The sequence below is a fragment of the Shewanella sp. SACH genome (assembly GCF_001887095.2).
In the GTDB taxonomy this organism is placed as follows: domain Bacteria; phylum Pseudomonadota; class Gammaproteobacteria; order Enterobacterales; family Shewanellaceae; genus Shewanella; species Shewanella baltica.
The window spans coordinates 32294-56269 of record NZ_MPDG02000009.1 but is presented as its reverse complement, the minus strand read 5'-3'; the positions used below and the strand labels follow the sequence as shown (position 1 = coordinate 56269).

25 protein-coding genes are annotated in these 23976 nt (G+C 44.9%); 9 read left to right on the top strand and 16 right to left on the bottom strand.

All coding sequences use genetic code 11. The features are described from left to right. Positions 1-14 precede the first annotated feature (14 nt). From atpF to rpmH, 14 genes are all read right to left on the bottom strand, one after another. Positions 15-485, bottom strand: a complete 471-nt coding sequence (gene atpF / locus BM607_RS20655; protein WP_006083841.1) for a F0F1 ATP synthase subunit B — start codon at positions 483-485, stop codon at positions 15-17. A 37-nt stretch (positions 486-522) separates the two neighbouring features. After that, positions 523-774, bottom strand: a complete 252-nt coding sequence (gene atpE / locus BM607_RS20650; RefSeq protein ID WP_006083840.1) for a F0F1 ATP synthase subunit C — start codon at positions 772-774, stop codon at positions 523-525. A 64-nt stretch (positions 775-838) separates the two neighbouring features. After that, positions 839-1633 (bottom strand): F0F1 ATP synthase subunit A, encoded by a 795-nt coding sequence (gene atpB, locus BM607_RS20645; RefSeq protein WP_006083839.1) that lies wholly within the window; start codon positions 1631-1633, stop codon positions 839-841. A gap of 12 nt (positions 1634-1645) precedes the next feature. Next, a complete protein-coding gene (locus tag BM607_RS20640; RefSeq protein WP_063883871.1) occupies positions 1646-2029 on the bottom strand; it encodes an ATP synthase subunit I in 384 nt (127 codons plus the stop codon). 225 nt (positions 2030-2254) lie between these two features. Next, complete coding sequence (locus BM607_RS20635; protein WP_006084765.1) at positions 2255-3133, bottom strand: ParB/RepB/Spo0J family partition protein; 879 nt, start codon at positions 3131-3133, stop codon at positions 2255-2257. Between the two features lie 9 nt (positions 3134-3142). After that, positions 3143-3931, bottom strand: coding sequence for a ParA family protein (locus BM607_RS20630; protein ID WP_006083836.1), 789 nt, complete (start codon positions 3929-3931; stop codon positions 3143-3145). A 73-nt stretch (positions 3932-4004) separates the two neighbouring features. Further along, a complete protein-coding gene (rsmG, locus tag BM607_RS20625) occupies positions 4005-4625 on the bottom strand; it encodes a 16S rRNA (guanine(527)-N(7))-methyltransferase RsmG (RefSeq protein WP_006083835.1) in 621 nt (206 codons plus the stop codon). Between the two features lie 117 nt (positions 4626-4742). Then, entirely contained in the window at positions 4743-6632 is a 1890-nt protein-coding gene (mnmG, locus tag BM607_RS20620) for a tRNA uridine-5-carboxymethylaminomethyl(34) synthesis enzyme MnmG (RefSeq protein ID WP_012588971.1), read from the bottom strand. 439 nt (positions 6633-7071) lie between these two features. Then, positions 7072-7512 (bottom strand): FMN-binding protein MioC, encoded by a 441-nt coding sequence (gene mioC, locus BM607_RS20615; protein WP_006083832.1) that lies wholly within the window; start codon positions 7510-7512, stop codon positions 7072-7074. A gap of 266 nt (positions 7513-7778) precedes the next feature. Next, entirely contained in the window at positions 7779-9140 is a 1362-nt protein-coding gene (gene mnmE, locus BM607_RS20610) for a tRNA uridine-5-carboxymethylaminomethyl(34) synthesis GTPase MnmE (protein WP_071939865.1), read from the bottom strand. A 127-nt stretch (positions 9141-9267) separates the two neighbouring features. Then, on the bottom strand, positions 9268-10893 hold the full coding sequence (gene yidC, locus BM607_RS20605) for a membrane protein insertase YidC (RefSeq protein WP_071939866.1): 1626 nt from the start codon (positions 10891-10893) through the stop codon (positions 9268-9270). A gap of 3 nt (positions 10894-10896) precedes the next feature. Then, the gene (gene yidD / locus BM607_RS20600; protein WP_006083829.1) at positions 10897-11151 is read right to left on the bottom strand and encodes a membrane protein insertion efficiency factor YidD; all 255 of its coding nucleotides are present in this window, start codon (positions 11149-11151) and stop codon (positions 10897-10899) included. Continuing rightward, a complete protein-coding gene (gene rnpA, locus BM607_RS20595) occupies positions 11118-11474 on the bottom strand; it encodes a ribonuclease P protein component (RefSeq protein WP_006083828.1) in 357 nt (118 codons plus the stop codon). The genes yidD and rnpA overlap by 34 nt, the downstream gene beginning before the upstream one ends. 15 nt (positions 11475-11489) lie before the next feature. Beyond that, positions 11490-11627 (bottom strand): 50S ribosomal protein L34, encoded by a 138-nt coding sequence (rpmH, locus tag BM607_RS20590; RefSeq protein ID WP_006083827.1) that lies wholly within the window; start codon positions 11625-11627, stop codon positions 11490-11492. A gap of 446 nt (positions 11628-12073) precedes the next feature. Between rpmH and dnaA the strand changes: the two genes are divergently transcribed. The 4 genes from dnaA (at position 12074) to gyrB (ending at position 18300) form a co-directional block, all read left to right on the top strand. Next, positions 12074-13462: a chromosomal replication initiator protein DnaA gene (gene dnaA / locus BM607_RS20585; protein WP_006083826.1), complete on the top strand. Its 1389-nt coding sequence runs from the start codon at positions 12074-12076 to the stop codon at positions 13460-13462. A 19-nt stretch (positions 13463-13481) separates the two neighbouring features. After that, positions 13482-14582, top strand: coding sequence for a DNA polymerase III subunit beta (dnaN, locus tag BM607_RS20580; RefSeq protein ID WP_071939867.1), 1101 nt, complete (start codon positions 13482-13484; stop codon positions 14580-14582). 201 nt (positions 14583-14783) lie between these two features. Next, entirely contained in the window at positions 14784-15866 is a 1083-nt protein-coding gene (gene recF, locus BM607_RS20575; RefSeq protein WP_011845334.1) for a DNA replication/repair protein RecF, read from the top strand. A gap of 16 nt (positions 15867-15882) precedes the next feature. Then, positions 15883-18300, top strand: coding sequence for a DNA topoisomerase (ATP-hydrolyzing) subunit B (gene gyrB, locus BM607_RS20570; RefSeq protein ID WP_071939868.1), 2418 nt, complete (start codon positions 15883-15885; stop codon positions 18298-18300). Between the two features lie 113 nt (positions 18301-18413). Here the strand turns inward: gyrB and BM607_RS20565 are convergent, their stop codons facing one another. Further along, a complete protein-coding gene (locus BM607_RS20565; protein ID WP_071939869.1) occupies positions 18414-19076 on the bottom strand; it encodes a glutathione S-transferase family protein in 663 nt (220 codons plus the stop codon). Positions 19077-19316: 240 nt separating this feature from the next. Here BM607_RS20565 and BM607_RS20560 point away from each other — a divergent pair, with 240 nt between their 5' ends. From BM607_RS20560 to BM607_RS20545, 4 genes are read left to right on the top strand one after another with little or no spacing between them, the layout of a single operon-like run. Beyond that, positions 19317-19619: a cytochrome c gene (locus BM607_RS20560; protein WP_012586330.1), complete on the top strand. Its 303-nt coding sequence runs from the start codon at positions 19317-19319 to the stop codon at positions 19617-19619. Between the two features lies 1 nt (position 19620). After that, on the top strand, positions 19621-20847 hold the full coding sequence (locus tag BM607_RS20555) for a sulfite oxidase (RefSeq protein WP_071939870.1): 1227 nt from the start codon (positions 19621-19623) through the stop codon (positions 20845-20847). Next, positions 20847-21230, top strand: a complete 384-nt coding sequence (locus BM607_RS20550) for a cytochrome C (RefSeq protein ID WP_071939871.1) — start codon at positions 20847-20849, stop codon at positions 21228-21230. The genes BM607_RS20555 and BM607_RS20550 overlap by 1 nt, the downstream gene beginning before the upstream one ends. Continuing rightward, a complete protein-coding gene (locus BM607_RS20545) occupies positions 21227-21562 on the top strand; it encodes a c-type cytochrome (protein ID WP_071939872.1) in 336 nt (111 codons plus the stop codon). Before BM607_RS20550 ends, BM607_RS20545 begins: the two co-directional genes overlap by 4 nt. Before the next feature lie 80 nt (positions 21563-21642). Here BM607_RS20545 and BM607_RS20540 read toward each other — a convergent pair whose 3' ends face one another. Further along, entirely contained in the window at positions 21643-22563 is a 921-nt protein-coding gene (locus BM607_RS20540) for a biotin-dependent carboxyltransferase family protein (protein ID WP_071939873.1), read from the bottom strand. A 333-nt stretch (positions 22564-22896) separates the two neighbouring features. On the opposite strand from BM607_RS20540, the gene BM607_RS20535 reads away from it, so the two are divergent. Continuing rightward, on the top strand, positions 22897-23937 hold the full coding sequence (locus BM607_RS20535; RefSeq protein ID WP_071939874.1) for an HDOD domain-containing protein: 1041 nt from the start codon (positions 22897-22899) through the stop codon (positions 23935-23937). Positions 23938-23976 lie beyond the last annotated feature (39 nt).

Below are 23976 nucleotides of genomic sequence, written 5' to 3'. Positions count from 1 at the left end.
ACTCAACTCCCTTATCAAATTTCAGCGACTAGTTTATTAACTATGTCACTGTGGGCGGCTGGATCAATAGAACGCTCAAGGATCTTCTCAGCACCCATGATGGCAAGAGTAGCAACCTGCTTACGCAGATCCTCTTTGACGCGATTACGTTCAGCTTCAATTTCTGCTTTACCCTGAGCGATGATTTTAGCACGCTCAGCGTCTGCTTCGGTTTTGGCTTCTTCAACTATTTGAGCTTTACGCTTGTTAGCTTGCTCAATAATTTCATTAGCCGTTACCTTGGCTTCTTTTAGTTGGTCAGTCGCTTTCGCTTGTGCCAACTCCAGGTCTTTTACCGCACGATCAGCATCAGCTAGACCGTCAGCAATCCTTTTTTGGCGCTCTTCGATGGCATTCATCAAAGGGGGCCATACAAACTTCATGCAAAACCACACGAAGATGATAAAGGCGACCGTCTGACCGATTAGGGTAGCGTTGAAATTCACAACAGCCTCCTATTTAGAGTTAAGACAGAAGCGTTTTTTACAGCATTGCACCCAGTGGGTTGGTAAATAGCATGAATAATGCGATACCAACACCGATCATAGTTACGGCGTCAAGAAGACCCGCTACGATGAACATTTTAACTTGTAGCATAGGAGCCATTTCTGGTTGACGCGCAGCGCCTTCCAAGAACTTGCCGCCTAATAAGCCGAAACCGATTGCAGTACCAAGAGCACCCATACCAATCAGCAGAGCAACAGCGATAGCTGTCATGCCTAAAATCGTTTCCATCTGTATCTCCAGTATCTAAATCTATATTAGTTGATGATTTAGTTTAAAATTTCTTCAGCAATCCTTAATGATCTTCATGCGCCATGCTTAAATAAACAATGGTCAACATCATGAAGATAAACGCTTGCAGTGTGATAACCAAAATGTGGAATATTAACCAACCCAGTTGCAGAGTCACACCTAGGGTAGATAATAACAAGTTGGTACCATACATCAGCGCAATAAGGATGAAGATCAACTCACCTGCGTACAAGTTACCAAAGAGTCGCAATGCCAATGAAATTGGTTTTGCTATCAAAGTAACAGTCTCTAATAGGAGGTTGACGGGTATCATTGCCTTATGGTTAAAGGGCTGTAGTGTCAGTTCTTTAACAAACCCAGACACACCTTTGACCTTAATGCTGTAGAAAATAATCAGCAAGAACACACCGATAGCTAAGCTAAAGGTAATGTTAACATCAGTCGTCGGAACCGCTTTAAGATATGGAATACCCATTAAACTTGCTGCGTGAGGCAGCCAATCAACAGGGATCATATCCATGAAGTTCATCATGAATACCCATACAAAAATGGTCAGAGCTAAAGGTGCGATCAGAGCATTGCGACCATGAAAACTTTCTTTCACGCTGTTATTTACGAACTCAACGATCATCTCAACAAAACATTGCAGTTTGCCAGGAACACCGGAAGTCGCTTTTTTACCAACGCTGCGGAAAATCCACAGGAACAGAACACCAAGACCAACCGAAAAGAACAACGAATCAATGTGCCATGTCCAAAAGCCTTCACCAACACTTAAGTTGGTAAGGTGATGTTGGATATAGCCCTGCGGTGTTAACGCTTCACCAGTTGCAGCCATGATTCATCCCACTTAACTTTGCTTGAAGTATAAAGGAGCTGTCCAATGCACGATTAGCGTCAGCACATAACAAACAAAAAGCGGCATAAAAGCGACCTTAATATTGATAAATACAAACGAAAACATTGCGATGGTTAACAGCAACTTTACCGCTTCCCCCCAGTAAAAAGCCTTTATGACTTTTGCAGCTGAACTTGCTCCCGTGTGGGAGAAAGCGAGGGTTGCGAATACAAAATTAGGGAGCACAGCGATTGAACCACCTGCTAACGCAGAATAGCCAAACTGAACTCCCCACACGGCGAAAAAGAGAATTGAAGCACCCCCAGCGACCGCCGCCTGCATCATCACCAATTTATAGGCTGACCACCGGCCACGACGCGCTAAAACCTTACTCAATTCATCCTCTCCGCATTCATACTTTTTGTTTCGATGACCGGATGACAAATACCCGTATTTATGTCGATGCACAAAAAGCTTGCGAAAGTATACCTTTTCACGCCTTCATTGCAACTTTGAGATAAGGAAAAACAACACTTTTAACGTGATCTAGCGCCAAACGAGTTAAAATGTAAGATTAGCATCTGTCACAAATTTACATTAAAAACTGTTAATCTACAGACATTAATGAATTTTACTAAGAATTCCGTCTAATTCAGCCAGATTCTGATAGTTAATTACAATTTTACCTGTGCCCTTACTACTATGAGCGATAGAAACCTTGGCACCTAATCTTTCAATTAACTGCTGCTCTAAACGACAAACATCTTGATCTTTAGTCGTAGTTTCGGCTTGTTTAGGCGGATTTAAGGTTTGATTAATTAATCGTTCAGTTTCGCGAACGGTTAATTCCTTAGCGGCCACTAATCTCGCAAGATTTGTTTGTTCTTCTCCCTCAATTGCTAACAAAGCGCGAGCATGACCCATATCGATGTCGCCATACTCGAGTAGACGTTTTACCGGCTCATTTAAGCCGTTTAAACGTAACAAGTTAGATACACTCGCTCTGGATTTTCCCACAACATCGGCAACTTGTTGGTGAGTCAGTTCAAATTCTTGCATTAAACGTTGCAATGCAATGGCTTCTTCCATGGCATTTAAATCTTCACGCTGGATGTTTTCAATCAAAGCGATAGCAACAGCGGCTTCATCGGGCACTTGTTTGACTATGCAGGGGATTTTATTTAAGCCAGCAAGTTGAGAAGCACGCCAGCGACGTTCGCCCGCAATGATCTCATACATGTCGTTTGCCACTTGTCTCACAACGATCGGCTGAATAATGCCTTGGTTGCGGATAGAATGCGCCAGTTCTTCCAACGCTTCGGGAGACATGTCTTTTCGAGGTTGATACTTACCCGGTTGTAATAAGTCTAAATCGAGATGGATAAGCTCTTCTTTTTTATCGACAACATTAGCTTCGTCAGTGTGTTTTTTACTGGCGGCATGGCTGTTACTCAGTAGGGCATCTAACCCTTTGCCTAATCCTCTTTTCTTTAACGTCATGGTGATCCTTTACGCTTGCTTAGCCTGAGTTTGTTGTTCTGAACGACGGATCATTTCACCCGCAAGCGCTAGATACGCCTTAGCGCCGGCACTCGATTTATCGTAATACATAGCAGGCGCACCAAAACTTGGCGCCTCAGCCAGCCTGACATTACGCGGGATCACAGTACGATATACCTTGTCACCAAAATGCTGTTTTAGCTGATCGGACACATCATTAGACAAACGATTACGCGGATCGTACATAGTGCGTAAAATGCCTTCAATGCCAAGCCCAGGGTTAACCATAGCGGCAAGCTTAGTGATGGTATCAATCAGCGCCGTTAAGCCTTCTAGGGCATAGTATTCGCACTGCATAGGCACGAGCACAGAGTCAGCCGCTGACATAGCGTTCACCGTCAGCATGTTCAATGAAGGAGGGCAGTCGATAAAGATATAATCATATTGATCTTTTATCGGTGCGAGCGCGTTACGCAAACGGATCTCACGCGCAAAAAACTCCATCAGTTTGATCTCTGCCGCTGTGACATCGCCATTACTGGCGATCAGATCATACTTACCCGCAGTGTTTTTAATGACGATCTCGTCGAAGGTTTTTTCTTCGACCAATAATTCGTAGGCCGTATTTTCGACCTCGTATTTATCGACACCACTGCCCATAGTGGCATTACCTTGGGGATCGAGATCGATCAATAATACTTTACGTTTTGTTGCTGCTAACGAAGCGGCGAGGTTAACGCAAGTAGTTGTTTTTCCTACGCCACCTTTCTGGTTAGCCACGGCAATCACTTTACCCACAATATCACCCTGTATGTAAATGCTGGTTTATTGCCCTTACTTAAAAATGATTTATTCATCACTTTCAAGCCTGTTATTCTTTGATTATTTTCAATAAATGTCTTTGTTCATCGAGTTTAGGCACCTTGAGCTCGATGACTTCTTTCACTGCAAATCCACTTGGAATATGTTGCATCTCTTCATCATTTAACTGGCCTTTAAGGGCATAAAACTGCCCATGTTCGGCGGGTAAATGATGGCACCAAGTCAGCATATCTTGGATTGAAGCAAATGCACGACTTAATACGCCGTCGAATTTTTGCTCAGGTTGATAAGCTTCTACGCGGCTTTCAACTGAGCTGATGTTATGAATGCCTAATTCAAAGGACACTTGTTTTTGAAAACGAATGCGTTTACCTAAGCTGTCCAATAACACAAATTGTTTATCGGGATTCATAATCGCTAATGGGATCCCAGGTAAACCGGGTCCAGTGCCCACATCGATAAAACGTTCACCTTGTAGATGTTTTGAAACCACTAAGCTGTCCATGATATGACGGATCAACATGGCTTCGGGATCTCTCACCGATGTCAGGTTATAGGCTTTATTCCATTTGTTGAGCATGCCAACAAAATCAATTAGTTGTTTTTTTTGCTCGGCGGTTGCGGGCAAATTAATTTCGGCTAAATAAGCCTCTAACTGGGCAGATAACACTGAGCAACCTCAACAAAGATACGATTATGAACGCGAAGGCTATTATGAAGCCCGAAAACGATGAAGGGAAGCCTGAATGCTTCCCTTCTATGACCTAAGCAGCTATTAAGCTAGCTTTTACGCACTCTTACGTAATAAGCCACGCTTTTTGAGGTGAACCAACAAAATTGAAATAGCCGCAGGGGTAATACCAGAGATCCGTGACGCTTGGCCTATAGTTTCTGGTTTGTGGTTATTTAACTTAGCAATCACTTCGTTCGACAAGCCCGGTACTTCTTTGTAATCGAGCGTCAAAGGTAAACCTGTGTTCTCATTACGCACGGCTTTGTTGATCTCTTCCTGCTGGCGTTGAATATAACCAGAGTACTTCACTTGGATCTGAACTTGTTCAGCTGCTTGTGGATCTTCAAGCCCAGGACCAAAACCTTCAATCTGCATTAACTTGCTGTAATCCATTTCTGGACGACGCAGTAACTCTTCAAATGACGCTTCGCGCGAGATCGGCGTATTCAAGTGCGGGTTTAACGCATGGATCAAAGGCGAATTTGGATGCACCCATTGGCCACGTAGCCTTTGCAGTTCAAGTTCAATGGATTCTAGCTTCTCACTAAATGCTGCCCAGCGAGCGTCGTCGACTAAACCGAGTTCGCGACCTTTTGCCGTTAAGCGAATGTCGGCGTTATCTTCACGGAGTAGCAAACGGTATTCGGCACGGCTAGTAAACATGCGGTACGGTTCTTTGGTACCTAGAGTCGACAGATCGTCAACCAGTACTCCAAGATACGCTTCATCGCGTCGTGGACACCAAGCTTCTTTGCCCTGCACTTGCAGCGACGCATTCATGCCCGCTAATAAACCTTGAGCACCGGCTTCTTCATAACCGGTTGTGCCGTTTATTTGGCCAGCAAAGAATAACCCATTGATCGCTTTGGTTTCTAATGAGTTTTTCAGATCCCTCGGATCGAAATAATCATATTCGATCGCATAACCTGGACGCATGATTTCTGCGTTTTCCATGCCCTTGATCGAACGTACTAAATTCAGCTGTACATCGAAAGGTAAGCTGGTCGAGATCCCGTTAGGGTAGATCTCATTGGTATTTAACCCTTCAGGTTCGATAAAGATCTGATGCGAAGATTTATCCGCAAAGCGGTGGATCTTGTCTTCAATCGATGGGCAGTAACGTGGGCCAATACCCTCGATTACGCCTGAATACATTGGGCTTCTGTCTAAACCACCACGAATAATTTCATGGGTTTTTTCATTGGTATGAGTGATCCAGCAAGAAATCTGTTTTGGATGATGACTGACATCGCCCATAAACGACATCACAGGTAACGGAGAATCACCTTTTTGTTCAGCCATTTGAGAGAAATCGATCGTGTTTGCATCAATACGTGGCGGGGTACCTGTTTTTAAACGGCCCACGCGGATCGGTAACTCACGTAAACGATTGGCTAAGGCAATGGCTGGTGGATCGCCTGCACGGCCACCGCTGTAGTTTTCTAACCCTATGTGGATTTTGCCGCTTAAGAATGTGCCTGTTGTTAACACAACTGCTGGAGATTCAAAGGCTAATCCCATTTGAGTCACTACGCCAACAACTTGATGATTTTCAACAATTAAGTCATCAACGGCTTGTTGGAAAATACGTAAGTTAGGTTGGTTTTGTAATATGTTTTGGATTTTTTGACGATACAGCGCACGGTCAGCTTGTGCACGTGTCGCTCGTACTGCTGGGCCTTTGCTTGAATTCAAGGTTCTAAATTGGATCCCTGCATAATCGGTTGCGATCGCCATTGCACCGCCTAAGGCGTCAATTTCTTTCACTAGGTGGCCTTTGCCTATGCCACCGATCGCTGGATTACATGACATTTGTCCTAACGTATCGATATTGTGCGTTAGTAATAATGTTTTTGATCCCATTCTTGCTGCTGCCAACGCGGCTTCAGTTCCGGCATGACCACCACCAACAACAATTACATCAAACCGTTCATGAAAATGCATGCCACTACCTTCAATTGCTAAGAGACTCAGTACGAGCCGAGTATTTTAGCATTTGCTTTGCCCTAGGTGAATGATCATTTTACGCTGTTCGATCGAGATGATCCGGACTAATAGATCTTAAGATCTTTATATAGATCTTCTTATTATGTTTACTATTAGGATCGCGTTTTTCTGTGCATAACCAAAATTCAGTATATAAATCATTAATTAGCGCGATCTTGATCCTGTGATCTGATCGCGATCTAACGCCATTAAACATGGGGATAGATCGCCTACTTATCCACAGGGTGGATCATTAAGCAGATCGGAGTGTGAATAGTACAGAGGTTGATCAGATCTAAATAATAGCTTATCCACATGTTTATACTTTAAATAAGTAAATTGTGGATAAATAGGATCTAAACTGTACATAGATCGCGACCTTATCCCATAGGCGATCTTAAATCTCTTGTTGCCATTGTGCTAACCATGCAAGGGCTGGGTCTTCTGGCACGGGATCAAGCTGTACATCGATCTGGATCTTATCCACAAAGGCTTTAGCATCGCAGTCTTGAATGGCTGAAATTAATTTTTCAGGGCCTTGGCAAAAGGTGTCGTAACTTGAGTCGCCAATTGCACATAAGGCAAAGTTCACTTGGCTGAGATCCGGTTTCTGCTCGGTAATTTCATTGAAAAAGGGCTGGATATTATCTGGAAGATCACCTGCGCCGTGGGTAGATGACACGATAATCCACAGTGCATGGGTGTCGATTTCACACAGAGTTGGGGTTAAATGCACTTGAACTTGGTGCCCTTGATCCGTTAATTGCGCCATCATTTCGTCGGCGACATACTCTGCACTGCCCAATGTTGTGCCGACTATTACTTCAATCTTTGCCATTTATGACGATACCTTTTATGGATAATCTCGCTGAAATACACTCGTTTACTGCCTTTTTGGGGCTGTATTCGGGTGTTAATACGGCTTCATCATAAGGTAAAACCAGGCTTGTCTCTATGAGATGCTGTGTAAATCTGGGATTTATGCGCGTAAAGGGAGAGGGATTTAGGGAGGAATATAAGCGGGATAACGAGCTTTTAGTTAAAAGAAAGGCTTGTTGAGCACAACAAGCCTTAGCTAGAAAAGCAGTTCACATGTCGAGAATATTACTTCCCTATACAGAAAGAGCTGAAAATCTTGCCGAGTAAATCGTCAGAAGTGAAGCGGCCAGTGATCTCTGATAGTGCTAATTGGCACATACGTAGCTCTTCTGCCAGCAGCTCTCCGGCAAGGTAAACCTCTAACTGCTCTTTACCCAATTGCAGGTGTCCTGCGGCTAATTCAAGGGCTTCTAAGTGACGACGACGGGCGATAAAGCCACCTTCGAGATTACTCTGATAACCCATAAGTGACTTCAAGTGTTGCTTTAATTCTTCAACACCTAAGCCTGTTTTTGCCGAGATCCGGTAGACGCTATAACCTTGTTCTTCGGTCATCATTAAGTCTTCGCCCGTGAGATCGGCTTTATTACGGATCACTGTTACACCTAAATTGGAGGGCAGGCGATCGACAAAGTCAGGCCAAATCGCATGTGGATCGACGGCGGTGGTTGTCGTGCCATCCACCATAAATAGCACGCGATCGGCGCTGTTTATTTCATTCCATGCGCGTTCAATACCAATTTGTTCTACCGTATCAGTAGTATCACGCAGACCTGCGGTATCAATAATGTGCAGCGGCATACCATCTAAATGGATATGTTCACGTAATACGTCGCGTGTTGTACCGGCAATTTCAGTCACAATGGCCGACTCTTTACCCGCTAACGCATTCAGTAAGCTCGATTTTCCGGCATTGGGACGACCGGCAATCACCACTTTCATCCCTTCACGAATAATAGAACCTTGCTTGGCACTGGCTTGCACTAGGTCGAGTTTGTCGATGATTTTATAGAGTGCATTGGCAATTTTGCCGTCACTTAAAAAGTCGACTTCTTCATCGGGGAAATCAATTGCGGCTTCAACGTATAAACGCAGGTTAGTGACTTGGTCCACCAGCTCGTGGACTTCCTTAGAAAATTCACCTTGTAGTGATTGCAGCGCGCTTTTAGCGGCTTGCTCACTGGTGGCGTCGATAAGGTCAGCAATGGCTTCGGCTTGGGTTAAGTCGAGTTTATCGTTCATAAAGGCTTGTTCGCTGAACTCGCCTGGTTTTGCGATACGAATACCACCGACTTCCATTACACGTTTGATCAGCATGTCGAGGACAATTTGGCCGCCGTGGCCTTGAAGTTCTAAGACATCTTCGCCAGTAAAGGAATTCGGTCCTTTAAAAAACAGCGCTATGCCTTGGTCTATTACTTGGCCCGATGCACTTTTAAAATCGCAATAATCGGCATATCGGGTTTTAGGAAGATGACCTAATACGGCCATAGCGACATTACTGGCCTTGTCGCCTGAAATTCGAATGATGCCAACGCCGCCACGTCCGGGCGCGGTGGCTTGAGCCACGATAGTGTCAGTTGTCACGGAAATACCCACCAAACTTATATCTACTAAATCATGTAAAGGAAAAGGCGGCCAATTAAGCCGCCTTTTAGTGTCATTCGTTCACATTAATCTGTAACGATGCGCTAGAGTCTTGCAAATCTTAGGCTTATTTTAAGCCTTTTTTCGCCAGACCTGCATAAATAATCTTCTGTTGCGTGATAGCAACTATGTTACCTACTAACCAGTACAGTACTAGACCCGCTGGGAACCAGAGGAAGAATACGGTAAAGATCACTGGCATCCACTGCATCATTTTCACTTGCATTGGGTCCATAGTCGGTGCAATAGGTTGCATCTTCTGCATCACAAACATAGATACGCCCATCAGCAAAGGTAATATGTAGTAAGGATCTTGTACCGATAAATCGTGGATCCACAACATAAAGGGTGCGTGACGTAATTCGAAGCTTTCTAACAATACCCAGTACAAGGCAATGAAGATTGGCATCTGTAAAATAATAGGTAAACAGCCACCCATAGGGTTAACTTTTTCTTTCTTATACAGTTCCATCATGGCCTGACCCATCTTTTGACGGTCATCACCAAAGCGTTCTTTCAAGTCAGTCAGTTTAGGTTGCAGGTTACGCATCTTCGCCATTGAGGTGTACTGCGCTTTTGTTAGCGGGAACAGTAAACCACGAACGGTTAAGGTAATCAGAATAATAGCCATACCCCAGTTACCGACGAATGATTGATAGAACATCAATAGCCAGTGAATAGGTACAGCTAACCACCATAGGAAGCCGTAATCTACCACTAGGTTTAAGGTATCAGAGATGGCTGACAGTGCTTTTTGATCCTTAGGACCAACGTAGAACTGTGAGCTAATTTCTTGAGTCGCACCAGGTGCAATATCATATACCGCGCCGCGGAAACCAATATTGGCTAAACCGCCCGCACTGACACTAGAGAAAATTGTGTTGCTGTCGGTAGCCGGTGGGATCCAAGCTGAAACGAAGTAATGTTGTAGCATGGCTGCCCAACCGCCCAACGTCGCTTGGTTCAGGTTGCTTTTCGCCATATCATCAAATTTGTATTTCTCATAACGCACATCTTGCGTAGAGAATGCGCCACCACGGTAGGTAGGCATAACCATGCTGCTTTCAGACGGTTTAATCGTTTGTTTAATTTGACCGTACATCTGAACTTGCAGCGGAGCCGCTGAAGTATTGTTGATTTTATAGTCAACATCAACGTTGAACTTACCGCGATGGAATACAAACACTTTAGTGTATGTCACGCCATTGTCGGCTACATAAGTTAACGGCACTTCTAAAGTGTCTTGACCTTCGGCTAAGGTATATTCAGTCGCTTCAGTGCTAAATGCGGCACGGCCTTTGGCGCTACTGTCGATACCATCGCGACCTATAAGACCGCTCTGGGCTATATAAGTGAAATCTTTCGTTTGCTCAAGCAACACGAAGGGTTGATCTTTATCCTGTTCCATTTTGTGCGAAACTAACGCAGCAAAAACAATGTCGCCACCGATTGGATTAATTTGAACATCCAACTGGTCGGTTTTCACGGTAATCAGTTTGCTGGTTGCTGTCACTGCTGCAGGAACACCTGTATCAGCTTCTGGAACATCGGCACTGTGTGAGTTTGCCGCGTTCGCCACTAAGGACGATTCGGTTGCAACTGGTTTAGGAGCTTTGTCTGCTTGCCACTGTTGCCACAGCAAAAAGCTGACAAACAGTAGTCCTATGAGCAATATATTGCGTTGAGATTCCATAGCCTATTTATTACACCTGTCATTTTTAGGGGGGACGGGATCACTACCGCCGGGATGTAAAGGGTGACATTTTAATATGCGTTTCAATGCAAACCAACAACCTTTCGCGGTTCCATGCACTTTTATTGCTTCAATAGCGTAGTGAGAGCAGGTGGGATTGAAACGGCATCGAGGGCCCAGTATAGGGCTTATGAATACTTGATAGCCACGAATTAACGTGGTCGCTAGCCATTGTAGCGGCGACTGAGTTTGCGCCATAGCTTTTCTATCAATTTGTTGATTTCAGCGTTTTCCATTTCCATCACGCCATTTCTGACAAGCACAACAATATCAAGATGAGGAATGTCGTGTTGATTTAAGCGAAAACTATCTCTGATCACACGCTTAATACGGTTACGTTGATTGGCGCGTTTTACAAAGCGTTTGGCAACAGTAAGGCCCATACGCGGATGTTGTTCCGTGTTAGGAATAGCGAGCAAGGTAATTTCAGCAGAAGATGCTTTGATGGGATTGGAAAATACAGATTTAAATTGCGCGGGAGTTAACAAACGTAACTCCCGCGAAAAGGTATAGCTAGTCAACTAGTTACCCACTTATTAAGCAGATAAACGAGCGCGACCTTTCGCACGACGACGTGCAAGCACCTTACGGCCGCCTACAGTAGCCATACGAGCGCGGAAGCCGTGAGAACGCTTGCGCTTCAGGTTGCTAGGTTGAAAAGTACGTTTACTCATGATGGCAATCCGTCTTTGTTAATTAGTGAACATATCCTTATCTCTAGGATAGAGGTAAGGGCAAAAAAGAGGCCGAATTGTAATCACAATACTTAGTCACGTCAACAACGAAAGTAAGTAAGTGCTTTATTTCTGCCAGCGTATCCTTTGATCAATCCCCAGAATACACCATAAGATGTGGATAACTCTGTGTACGGACACTACATATAGTAGTGCAGGGGATCTTCGAGCCGATCGAAGGGGCGCCATTATAGATCAATGTGGATCGCTTAATAAAGCAGGATTTGCGGATAGTGCAGAATAAAAGGATCGTTTTGGATCTTTGATGATCGAGGATATCCACACAGAATGATCTCGCTGGGGATAAATATTTTTTAAGGATAGCGATCCTTGAGATCTCGCTATAGAATACACCTCTTTTTTGATGATCTTTTGGGGATAACTAAGTGGCTGTTTCACTTTGGCAACAATGTATCGGACGATTGCAAGATGAGCTTTCTGCTCAGCAGTTCAGTATGTGGATCAGACCGTTACAAGCCGAAATGGATGGAGATACTCTGGTGCTTTATGCGCCCAACCGCTTCGTGCTTGATTGGGTCAGAGATAAGTACATCAATATCATTAATCAGTTCTTTACTGAGCAGATGGGCAGCGATGCACCTAAATTGCGTTTCGATATTGGTAGTCGTCCTTCGGCGAAAAAGCCAAGTGTGCCAGCACCTATAGCGCCAACTCGTGTAGCGAATACCCAAACTAAAGCGACGGTAGGCACGACGTTTAACGTCCAAGCCGAGCCGATGGCGAACGCGAATCACCGCAGTAACATCAATCCTAGCTACCAGTTTGATAACTTCGTAGAAGGTAAGTCGAACCAATTAGGTAAGGCTGCGGCGTTGCAAGTGGCTGAAAATCCAGGTGGTGCTTATAACCCATTATTCTTATATGGCGGAACAGGTCTAGGTAAGACTCACTTGTTGCACGCTGTCGGTAACGGGATCATTAAAAATAATCCGAATGCCAAAGTGGTTTACATGCATTCCGAGCGTTTTGTCCAAGACATGGTTAAAGCGTTGCAAAACAATGCGATCGAAGAATTTAAACGTTACTACCGTAGCGTCGATGCTTTGTTTATCGATGATATTCAATTTTTTGCCAATAAAGACAGATCCCAAGAAGAATTCTTCCATACCTTCAACGCCTTGCTTGAGGGTAATCACCAAATTATTTTGACTTCAGATCGTTATCCAAAAGAGATCGACGGTGTTGAAGACAGATTGAAATCGCGTTTTGGTTGGGGTTTAACTGTGGCGATTGAGCCACCAGAGTTAGAAACCCGTGTCGCGATTTTGATGCGTAAAGCCCAAGAGAGTGGTATTAACTTGCCTGATGAAGTGGCCTTCTTTATTGCTAAACGTTTACGTTCAAACGTGCGTGAGCTAGAAGGGGCGTTAAACCGCGTTATCGCCAACGCTAACTTCACCGGTCGACCAATTACCATTGATTTTGTTCGTGAAGCTTTACGTGACCTCTTGGCACTTCAAGAAAAATTAGTCACTATAGACAATATTCAGAAAACCGTAGCTGAATACTACAAGATCAAGATGGCTGATATGTTGTCTAAGCGCCGTTCACGCAGTGTCGCGCGGCCTAGACAAGTGGCAATGGCGTTATCCAAAGAATTAACTAACCAAAGCTTGCCGGAAATTGGTGATGCTTTTGGTGGTCGAGATCACACCACAGTGTTGCATGCCTGTCGTAAGATTGCTCAGCTACGGGAAGAGAGCCACGACATTAAAGAAGATTATGCTAATTTGATTAGAACCTTATCTTCTTAAAACAAGGAATTTGGACACTATGAAATTCTCAATTGATAGGGATGCCCTATTAAAGCCGTTGCAATTGGTGTGTGGTGCGGTAGAAAGACGCCATAATTTGCCCATTTTGTCTAACCTCCTTGTAGAAGTAAGTGGTCACTCACTTAAGCTGACCGGAACAGATTTAGAAGTCGAACTCGTGGGCCAAGTTATGGTTCACGGTGATATCGAAGAAGGTCGTACTACGGTTCCGGCTAAAAAGCTGCTCGATATTGTTAAGTCTTTGCCAGAACAAAGCGAACTGAAAGTCGAACAACAAGATAATAAATGGTTGCTGCGTTCAGGCCGTAGCCGTTTTTCCTTAGCGACGTTGCCCGCAGAAGAATATCCCAACGTTGAAGCCTTCCAAGCTGAGATTGAATTTAGTTTGAAGCAGGGCGTGTTGAAGTCGATTATCGACTCAACGCAATTTTCTATGGCTAACCAAGATGTGCGTTATTACCTCAACGGTTTATTGTTTGAAACTGAAGGTAATGTGTTGCGCGCTATTGCGACCGACGGCCACCGTTTAGCCTTAAGTCACCGTACGATTGAAGCACAATTACCTGAAAAACAAGTCATTGTTCCACGCAAAGGCGTAATGGAAATGGCGCGTTTATTGGAGTCGGACGATCTCGATATCGCGATTGCCATTGGTGATAATGCCATTCGTGCCACTACGGCTAACACTGTATTTACCAGTAAATTAGTTGATGGCCGCTTCCCTGATTATCGCCGTGTATTGCCAAAGGGCGGTGATAAAATAGTGATTGCGAGTCGTAATCACCTGAAGCAAGCGCTGACCCGCGCATCGATTTTATCGAACGAAAAATTCCGTGGTGTGCGTATTCAACTCGAAAATGGTCTGCTCAAGATCACCGCTAACAATCCTGAACAGGAAGAAGCGGAAGAGATCATCGATGTGGAATACAACAACCAAGCCTTAGAAATTGGTTTTAACGTCAGTTATTTACTCGACGTGCTCAACAACCTTAAGTCCGATGATGTGCGTATCACGCTCATTGATGGTAACTCCAGCGCCTTAATCGAAAACCATTTGGAAGAAGATTCCATGTATGTGGTTATGCCGATGCGCTTATAAACCATCGATTTTTACGTTACCCGTGTTTGTACCTCTGTCTTCGATGTCTATGCCGCTTAACGGCGGCACAGTGTTTAATACGCAGCATTGGCCATTCCTTCACTCATTTACCGATAGCCTTAGCCTGTGGCAGCGATTGAGTTGCCTGTTAAGTGTTATGAATCCTTGCCTTCGCCGTTTACGCGGCTTAATGAGTAATGCATGAGCCTGACCCGTCTCAATATCGAAGCGTTTCGCAACATTCAGTCCGCACAGTTAATCCCTGCACCTGGGATTAACTTGATTTATGGCCAAAATGGCAGCGGCAAAACCAGTATTCTTGAGGCGATTTATTTCCTCGGTATGGGGCGTTCGTTTCGCAGCCATTTATCCCAACGAGTGATTAATAACGACGACGATAAGTTAACGCTCTTTGCAACCTTAAATTTAGCGCGCGGTGACAGTAAAATCGGTTTGCGCCGATTTCGTAGTGGTGAGACCGAAGTGAGAATCGACGGCGAAAAAGTCAAACGTCTGTCGACATTAGCCGAAACGTTACCTATTCAAGTGATCACGCCTGAAAGCTTTTCTTTACTGTTTGAAGGCCCAAAATCCCGTCGACAATTTATCGATTGGGGCGCATTTCATGCTGACCCACAGTTTTATGGCGCTTGGACGAATGTTCGTCGAGTTCTTAAGCAAAGAAATCAATTGCTTAGGAATGGCTCAGCCTACAGTAATATTCAATTTTGGGACCAAGAGTTTGTGCGTTATGCCGAGCAGGTTACTGAAATACGAAACCATTATGTAGACTCGTTAAATGAGCTACTTAAGGGTATAATCGGGGAGTTTTTACCGAGTGTAGATGTGAAGGTTTCATTTACGCGCGGCTGGGATAGTAAAACGGATTTTGCAGAACTACTCGAAAACCAATATTCCAGAGATTTGGCCACAGGTCATACCGTCAGCGGTCCCCATAAAGCTGACCTTAGACTTCGTGTAGGCACTTTGCCGGCGCAGGATGCCCTGTCCCGTGGTCAATTAAAATTATTAGTCTGTGCACTGCGTATTGCACAGGGAAAGTTGCTCAAACAACAAATAGATAAACACAGTATTTATCTTGTGGATGATCTTCCGTCCGAGTTGGATGCACAGCATAGGCAGCTATTGCTTAAGCAGTTAACGGATACCGGAGCACAAGTTTTTGTGACCGCCATCGATCCTGCTGCAATAGTCGATTCGTTACACACGCCTCCCAGTAGGATGTTTCATGTGGAACAGGGACGTGTAACGGTAATTGAATAACCATTGAGAGAATAATATGTCAGAGAATAGTTACGATTCTTCGAGTATTAAGGTCCTTAAGGGCCTTGATGCAGTACGTAAGAGACCTGGGATGTATATTGGTGACACCGACGACGGTACGGGTCTACATCATATGGTGTTCGAAGTAGTCGATAACTCTATCGATGAAGCCTTAGCCGGCCACTGCAGCGATATTACCATTACTATCCATGTCGATGGTTCGGTTTCTGTTAAGGATGACGGCCGTGGTATTCCGGTCTCTATCCATGAGGAAGAAGGCGTATCGGCAGCAGAAGTTATCATGACGGTATTGCATGCCGGCGGTAAGTTCGACGATAACTCCTATAAAGTGTCTGGCGGTCTCCACGGTGTGGGTGTATCGGTTGTAAACGCTTTATCTAAAAAGCTGCAAATGACTATTCGTCGTGCAGGCAAAGTGTACGAGCAGTTTTATACTCACGGTGTGCCTGATGCGCCAATCAAAGAGATTGGTGATGCGACTAAAACCGGTACCGAAATCCGTTTTTGGCCAAGTGAAGATACCTTTAGCGATGTTGAGTTTCACTTTGAAATTCTGGCAAAACGCGTGCGCGAACTGTCATTCCTTAACTCAGGCGTAGGTATTCGTCTGGTTGATGAACGTGACAACAAGAATGAATTCTTTAAATACGAAGGCGGTATTAGCGCGTTCGTAGATTATTTGAACCGTAATAAAACCCCCGTCAACAAAGACGTATTCCACTTTATGCAAGAGCGTGAAGATGGCATTACCGTTGAAGTGGCTATGCAGTGGAATGACGGTTACCAAGAAAATATTTTCTGTTTTACCAACAACATTCCACAGCGTGATGGTGGTACTCACTTAGTCGGTTTCCGTAGTGCGTTGACACGTAACCTCAACAGCTATATGGAAAACGAAGGCTATAACAAGAAAGGCAAAACTAGCGCGACTGGCGACGATGCCCGTGAAGGTTTGACTGCCGTTATCTCTGTTAAAGTGCCTGATCCTAAGTTCAGCTCGCAAACCAAAGACAAACTGGTTTCTAGTGAAGTGAAAACCGCGGTTGAACAAACCATGGGTGAGAAGCTGAACGATTATCTGCTGGAAAACCCAGCCGATGCGAAGTTGATTGTTGGTAAGATTGTCGATGCGGCCCGTGCCCGTGAAGCGGCGCGTAAAGCCCGTGAAATGACCCGTCGTAAAGGCGCTCTCGATTTAGGTGGTTTGCCAGGTAAGCTGGCCGATTGCCAAGAAAAAGATCCTGGTCTTTCAGAAATTTACATAGTGGAAGGTGACTCTGCTGGCGGTAGCGCTAAGCAGGGACGTAACCGTAAGAACCAAGCGATTCTGCCACTGAAAGGTAAAATTCTAAACGTTGAGAAAGCACGCTTCGATAAGATGTTGTCTTCTCAAGAAGTGGCCACACTGATCACGGCGCTCGGCTGTGGTATTGGTCGCGACGAATATAACCCAGATAAAACACGTTATCACAACATCATCATTATGACGGATGCTGACGTCGACGGCTCGCACATTCGTACCTTGCTGTTGACCTTCTTCTTCCGTCAAATGCCTGAATTGATTGAACGTGGTTATGTGTATATTGCTCAGCCACCACTATTTAAAGTGAAAAAGGGCAAGCAAGAACAGTATTTGAAAGACGAGCCAGCATTGACTCAATATCTAACGACTCAAGCATTGGATGGCACTGTTGTGTACCCAACGCAAGGTGCGATTGGTATGTCAGGTGAGCCGTTAGAGCGTTTAGTGACTCAGTATCGTGAAGTGGAAGCCATTGTTGCCCGTTTAGAGCAGCGCTATCCAACGCACATTACTAACCGTATGCTTTACCACCCAATGATCACCAACGATATGTTGGCCGATGAAGGCAAGATGAAAGAATGGATCGATGCCTTTATCCATGAGCTGGTGGAAATGGAAAGCAGCGGCGTACTGTATTCTGCTGAGCCAATTCTCGATCCTGAGCGTAAAGTGTATCTGCCTAAGATCACCATTCGTAAACACGGTATCGATACTAATTATCTGTTTACTTATGACTTCTTCCAATCAAGCGACTATCAACGTATCGGTAAGTTAGGTGCGGCGTTAGATGGCATGATTGAAGAAGGCGGCTATGTACAACGCGGCGAACGTGTTAAAGAAGTCGGTAGCTTCCTTGAAGCCCTAGATTGGACGATTTCTGAAGCGAAACGCGGCTTATACATTCAACGTTATAAAGGATTGGGTGAGATGAACCCTGAGCAATTGTGGGAAACTACAATGGATCCTGAATCACGTCGTATGTTGCAAGTCACGATTGATGACGCCGTGGGTGCCGATCAATTGTTCACTTGTTTGATGGGTGACCAAGTTGAACCTCGCCGTGAGTTTATCGAAGCGAACGCATTGAACGTGGCTAACTTAGACGTGTAGTGCTAGATGTATAATATTAGACGTGTAATGCGCGTTAAGTGACTCGCATTAGTACGTGAATGATTAAGGGAAAGCCAAGGCTTTCCCTTTTTTATTTCTATGATTTATCTCTTCTATCGATCAATACCCGCTTCATCAGCTGCAACAATTTCAGTCTCAGCTTTAGCCGCACTCATCCACGCCTGCATTTCCGGACAGCTGATCACATGCTGCATATAGGCACTGCTTGCCTGCGAGACTTCAACACCGTAGGTGAGAAAGCGCATGACCACAGGCGCAAACATCATGTCGGCAATCGACCATTGGCCAAATAACCAAGTACCTTCCGCATGTGATGGGGCGAACTCGGCCATTTGTGCTGACCAAATCGCATCGATGCGCTCAATGTCTTTGCGGACCGCATCAGTGAGCTCAACATAACGGCTCGCGCGTATGTTCATTGGTAGAGCGTTACGCACGGCATTAAAGCCAGAATGCATTTCACTGGCAATCGATCTAGCCTTGGCTTTTTGTTTAGGATCTTGCGGCCATGCACTACCGGCAAGATAGGTGTCGTTGAGGTATTCGCAAATCGAGAGTGAATCCCATACCGTGATATCGCCATCGACTAATGTCGGTACTTTTAACGTCGGCGAAATGGCTTTGAGTTGCTGATAAAAGCTGTCGGTATCGAGTTGCAGTAATACTTCGTTGAACTGCACGCCAGATTTCGCGGCCATTAACCAAGCCCGCAGTGACCAGCTAGAGTAGTTTTTATTGCCAATATAAAGATCCATTGTTTGTCCTTGAGTGAAATGCCGAGTGTTTCTGCAAAGCTACTATATGGGCTCATTTCACCTATGACTAATGAATATTTTACCCTTTCTACATCCGCTAATACGCGTCATTTCTCTTGAGCTTTCGAATCACTTTTATTGAATTTAAACGACTCACCGCATTGGGATAATTTAAGCATATCTTAATTACTTCGTTCGATGGAACTCGTCGGGATGAAGACTAACTGATGAGAACAGTGGATGTGGCTGCGAGTGATCTATCCGGCGAGCGTGCTGATATTAATGTTACCAGCTGTGGTAAACGCCGATGAGGCTAATAAGTTATTGAACATGTGTAAGGCCTGCCATGGCGAGTCTGGCGTGAGTCGTTTTGAGCATATTCCTAACATTGGATGGCAAAACTCGGATTACCTGTTGAAGCAGCTTCGAGCCTTTAAGACGGGAAATCGCCAAGATCCAACTATGACTAAAGTCGCCCAATTGTTGAGCGAGGCTGATATGCAGCAGATGGCGGATTACTTTTACCTCGGAAAGGACAAATAACATGGATCTTAATCGTCGGATTTTTATTAAAGGAGCGGTAGCGACGTCTGTGTTATCAGCTTTACCCGTTAAGTGGGTATTTGCCGATCAGCTTCCCGCAGCCGTCACTCCTCTGGATATATCAGCATTAACTTGGACTAAGGCAGAGGACTTGCCGAGTTATTTCAAAGTATTAAACACTCATCCACTGAATGCGTTTCCACCGGAGCATAAACTTGATCCTGCTGTGACGCCAGCAGATGCTTCATTTATCCGCTGGAATGGCATAGTGCCTGATTTTAAGGCACTTGATGTTAAGACTTGGACTTTTAAAGTGGATGGCGAGTCCGTTGCTACCCCGAAAACCTACACAATCGATGAGCTCAAGCGCCGCTTTAAGCATTACACATTACAGTTACTGATTGAATGTGGTGGCAATAGCCGCTCAGGCTTCTTTCCTAGCACTAAAGGCAATCAATGGAATAATGCCGGGGTATTTTGCTCCGAGTGGACGGGTGTGTTAGTGAGTGACGTGCTTAAGGATTGCGGTATTAAAGCCGATGCTGTTTATACGGGTCATCACGGTGTTGATCGGCATTTGAGCGGTAAAGGTGAGGCGATTTCACGCGGTGTGCCAATAAAGGCGGCGCTCGAAGAGCTTGGACTCATTGCATGGTCGATGAACGGTGAGGACATTCCTTATCTACATGGATATCCCTTACGTATTGTGTTTGGTGGCCGGCCGGGATCCGTTTCGCAAAAAGCCGCTACGGGGATCAGTGTGCGCAATAAAGTGCATGATGGACATAAAATGGAAGCGCCAGCGTATCAACTCCCTAAGTATCCGATAGCGCCAGGAGAGTCCGTTGACAATAAAGACTACCGAATCATTGAAGAAATGATAGTGAAGTCCTTGATTGCCGAGCCTCAATCCGGAACCGAATTAGCTGCGGGCCAGAAGATAGCCATCGCAGGCCATGCTTGGGCGGGATTGCGGGAAGTCGTTAAAGTGGAAGTGAGTTATGACTATGGAACCCGCTGGTTTACCACTGAGTTAGAAAAACCTAAAAACGTAGCGGCATGGCAGCAGTGGAAGATTGAATTGCAATTACCGTCGCAGGGATATTATGAAATCTGGGCAAAAGCGACTGATAGTAAAGGTGATAGTCAGCCTGTCGTACAACCGCAATGGAATCCTAAGGGATATATGTTTAATGGTTGCCATCGTATTGCCGTTAGAGTGGTGTAATGAGAGTACTGAACAAGCTATTTATTTTTCTTGGGCTAGTGGCATCCAGTATTTCGCTAGCCGCTGAGTATCCAGTGGACCCTAAATCGGGTTTGATCATGGCTCCTGGCTGGGAGTTAGTGAATTATCAGTGTAATGCTTGCCATACCAGCATGATAGTCGTGCAAAATCATGGCGATAAAGCCTTTTGGAAAGAGACTCTGCAGTGGATGGTAGACACTCAAGGCCTGTGGGACTTGTCGGATACTTGGGAGCCAACCTTGAGTTATCTAAGCACTTATTATGGCCAAGTTGAAATGGATATGACGCTTTTTAGGCGTCTTCCCTTAGAACCTAGCCTGCCACCTTCGCTTGTTAATTCTGTCTCTAAGGAAACTAAATGAAAGCTCTTATCATAAGCTTTATTGCCTTATGTGGCTTATCTACAGAGGTCTTTGGAGCGGTTTATCAAGTAGATAGTGAACGTGGTCAGGCGTTGGCTACGGCTCAGTGTGAGTCGTGTCATGGTAATGCAGTGATCGCTATGGCCAAGCAATTCCCAAACTTGAAGGGACAGAAATTTGCTTACCTCAATAAACAGCTCGTCGATTTTAAAGCAGGTTTACGACTCGATCCTTTGATGCAAGCACAGGTCAGCGCGTTAAGCTCTGAGCAATTGCAAGATGTGGCACTATTTTATAGCCAGCAAGTTACACCGAACCTAAGTGCGAATTAGCATTATTGTGGGGACTATTTGAATGAAGTCGAATGTGGCTTGCTAGGAATACGGGGTGATGTTTCTTGGCAAGCGGCCTGTTAACCTAGACTGCGTTGTAAGCGATAGAAGTAGTCATGCCATTCTGCTTGCGCCGTTGCGGCTTGTTCATCGTCGACTAATTCGAATTTAACTGTTTGCCCTGGGCGAGTTTGGGCAAGCTTCCAAAGATCGGCTTCAATAATCACGGCTATTTGAGGATGACTGCTGGTGGTCTGCGCATCGGCAAGTAACACGAGTGGTTGCCCTGAAGCGGAGACTTGAACCACTCCGGGCGTGACTGTGTGTGATTGTACTGGGAATGGCTTCGCCAATGTTAACGTATCACCTTTGAGTATTGCACTCGCACGATCACTTTCAGCTGAAAGTTGCCACTGTGTTTGCCAGAATGTTTGCTGAGATTTCAACGAGAAGGCTTGAGTGTGCTTGGTCGCGAGTGCGCGAATATGCCCATCCCAACTTTTTTGAATTGCGCCAACTTGCCTTCTTAGTGGATGGGCTGAACCTAAGGTCAGTCGATCGCCCGCTTCTAATGCGCGGCCATGAAATCCACCGATACCTGAGGTTAAATCGGTAGCGGCAGAATTCATCACTAGCGGTACTTTAACGCCGCCATCAATGGCAATATAAGCACGCATGCCTTTATTTCCCCCTCTAAGACTGAGTTTTTGCCCTGCCTTAATGGAGTAACGCCAGCCGCAAACTATGGGCTTATTGTCTATACGAGCATCGAAATCGGCACCGGTTAAGGCAATCCAAGCGTCGCGTTTAAACAAAAAAATCGATTGGCCGAAGGTTAATTCCAATACGGGTGTATTGTCTGGGTTTGATAATAGGCGGTTTGCTAAACACAGGGCAGGTCTATCTAAGGCGCCAGCTTGGGTTACACCTAAATGTCGATATCCCATGCGTCCGAGATCTTGAACTGTGGTTAGTGCACCCGCTTTTATTACCTCGATCATCAAATATTCCGTCGTTAGCTGGCGAGTATGTCGTTAATGACTTAAAGGGAGACGAAATACGTATCACTTTATGAAGGGTGGACATATTGTCAGCTAAATGATGCCAGAGTGTAAGTTTTTTGAGGTTTCAAGTTGTAACCAAGATTGTCTTTATAAAGGCAGCAATAGCGGGATTGTAGACGTCAGAAATGGATTGAATATGTTACACTTAAGCAAGCCATTAGCATGTCTGCAACGTGTTTATATATAGCTTTAGCGGATCAAAATGGATTTATTATGGGCAATATTTAACTGACTTTTTAACAATTATTTATAATGACAGGTTGATGCTTCTTGATTAAATCACTTTTTAATAAGCTCTTTAATATTCGCGATACAGCGACGGTTGAGAGACCCAAAAGTTTTTCAACCACTGACTTAGGTAAGTCGCTTGAACCTGCGCGAAAGCCAGCTAAACCTCTCGAAGACATTAGTGTGGTATCAGTGGATTTAGCCGCACTCTTTTATAGTTTGTTGTTTCCGACACGGGTTAAGGACACTGGCGGTGTAGCTAATAATCTTGAACGTCGAGTCATGGCGGAGATAGAGCAGGCCTTGGCATCGCCACAATTGATCGCCGAAAAAGTGCTAAAGCTGCCGTCAAAGGTATTGGAGCTAGATCGTAAGCTGGCCGATCCTCAGTTTGATATTAAGGATCTATTAGCGCTTATTGAGCGAGATCCTTTACTGAGTATTGAGGTACTTAAGCTATGTAATTCCCCTGCGTTTAAACGTAGCGATAGGGATATCACCAGTTTACAACAGGCTTTGGTACAGCTTGGTCGTGAACAGTTGAGAAAGTTTGTCACCACTTGCCTAGTGCGTGAAATGTTGGATATCAAGCCAATCTATTTTCGTCGTTTCGGCGCTGAAATTTGGCGCCACTCGATGCAGGTCGCCTTTCTCGCCAGTGAGTTAAGCGACGAAGATCAAGATACGGCTTTTTTATTAGGTTTACTGCATGATGTCGGCAAGCTGGCCATTTTCAAAATGCTACTCGATGCGTTTGTGCTGGCGGAGCCCGGAGAACAGCCTAATTCTGGGTTATTTAGACAAGTGATGACGACGAAATCGTTAACCTTAAGTTCATTGCTCGCTAAGTATTGGCAGCTACCCAATACCTTTGAAACAGAATTAGACAAGCTCGCCAGTGTGAACTCGCGCCCGCAAGCTGGGCTCGCCGCTGTGATATGGCGGGCGAATGTGATCAGCGAGATTTCTATGCTGCATCAAGCAGGGCAATTGTCTCCTGAAATACTGGCGAATTTACTGCAGCAAGTTAACTTAGATCAAACTCAATTTGATGGCTTACATCAAAAACTGACGCAGTTCTGATTGGGCAGCTTATGAAATCAGGACAATAAAAAACGCGCT

What these genes read in the sequence shown, in the direction of transcription:
- atpE (WP_006083840.1), bottom strand. Translation starts at nt 774, where the DNA reads ATGGAAACGATTTTAGGCATGACAGCTATCGCTGTTGCTCTGCTGATT.
- atpB (WP_006083839.1), bottom strand. Translation starts at nt 1,633, where the DNA reads ATGGCTGCAACTGGTGAAGCGTTAACACCGCAGGGCTATATCCAACAT.
- BM607_RS20635 (WP_006084765.1), bottom strand. Translation starts at nt 3,133, where the DNA reads ATGACGTTAAAGAAAAGAGGATTAGGCAAAGGGTTAGATGCCCTACTG.
- mnmG (WP_012588971.1), bottom strand. Translation starts at nt 6,632, where the DNA reads ATGCATTTTCATGAACGGTTTGATGTAATTGTTGTTGGTGGTGGTCAT.
- mioC (WP_006083832.1), bottom strand. Translation starts at nt 7,512, where the DNA reads ATGGCAAAGATTGAAGTAATAGTCGGCACAACATTGGGCAGTGCAGAG.
- yidC (WP_071939866.1), bottom strand. Translation starts at nt 10,893, where the DNA reads ATGGAATCTCAACGCAATATATTGCTCATAGGACTACTGTTTGTCAGC.
- yidD (WP_006083829.1), bottom strand. Translation starts at nt 11,151, where the DNA reads ATGGCGCAAACTCAGTCGCCGCTACAATGGCTAGCGACCACGTTAATT.
- rpmH (WP_006083827.1), bottom strand. Translation starts at nt 11,627, where the DNA reads ATGAGTAAACGTACTTTTCAACCTAGCAACCTGAAGCGCAAGCGTTCT.
- dnaN (WP_071939867.1), top strand. Translation starts at nt 13,482, where the DNA reads ATGAAATTCTCAATTGATAGGGATGCCCTATTAAAGCCGTTGCAATTG.
- recF (WP_011845334.1), top strand. Translation starts at nt 14,784, where the DNA reads ATGAGCCTGACCCGTCTCAATATCGAAGCGTTTCGCAACATTCAGTCC.
- gyrB (WP_071939868.1), top strand. Translation starts at nt 15,883, where the DNA reads ATGTCAGAGAATAGTTACGATTCTTCGAGTATTAAGGTCCTTAAGGGC.
- BM607_RS20565 (WP_071939869.1), bottom strand. Translation starts at nt 19,076, where the DNA reads ATGGATCTTTATATTGGCAATAAAAACTACTCTAGCTGGTCACTGCGG.
- BM607_RS20560 (WP_012586330.1), top strand. Translation starts at nt 19,317, where the DNA reads ATGTGGCTGCGAGTGATCTATCCGGCGAGCGTGCTGATATTAATGTTA.
- BM607_RS20555 (WP_071939870.1), top strand. Translation starts at nt 19,621, where the DNA reads ATGGATCTTAATCGTCGGATTTTTATTAAAGGAGCGGTAGCGACGTCT.
- BM607_RS20550 (WP_071939871.1), top strand. Translation starts at nt 20,847, where the DNA reads ATGAGAGTACTGAACAAGCTATTTATTTTTCTTGGGCTAGTGGCATCC.
- BM607_RS20545 (WP_071939872.1), top strand. Translation starts at nt 21,227, where the DNA reads ATGAAAGCTCTTATCATAAGCTTTATTGCCTTATGTGGCTTATCTACA.
- BM607_RS20540 (WP_071939873.1), bottom strand. Translation starts at nt 22,563, where the DNA reads ATGATCGAGGTAATAAAAGCGGGTGCACTAACCACAGTTCAAGATCTC.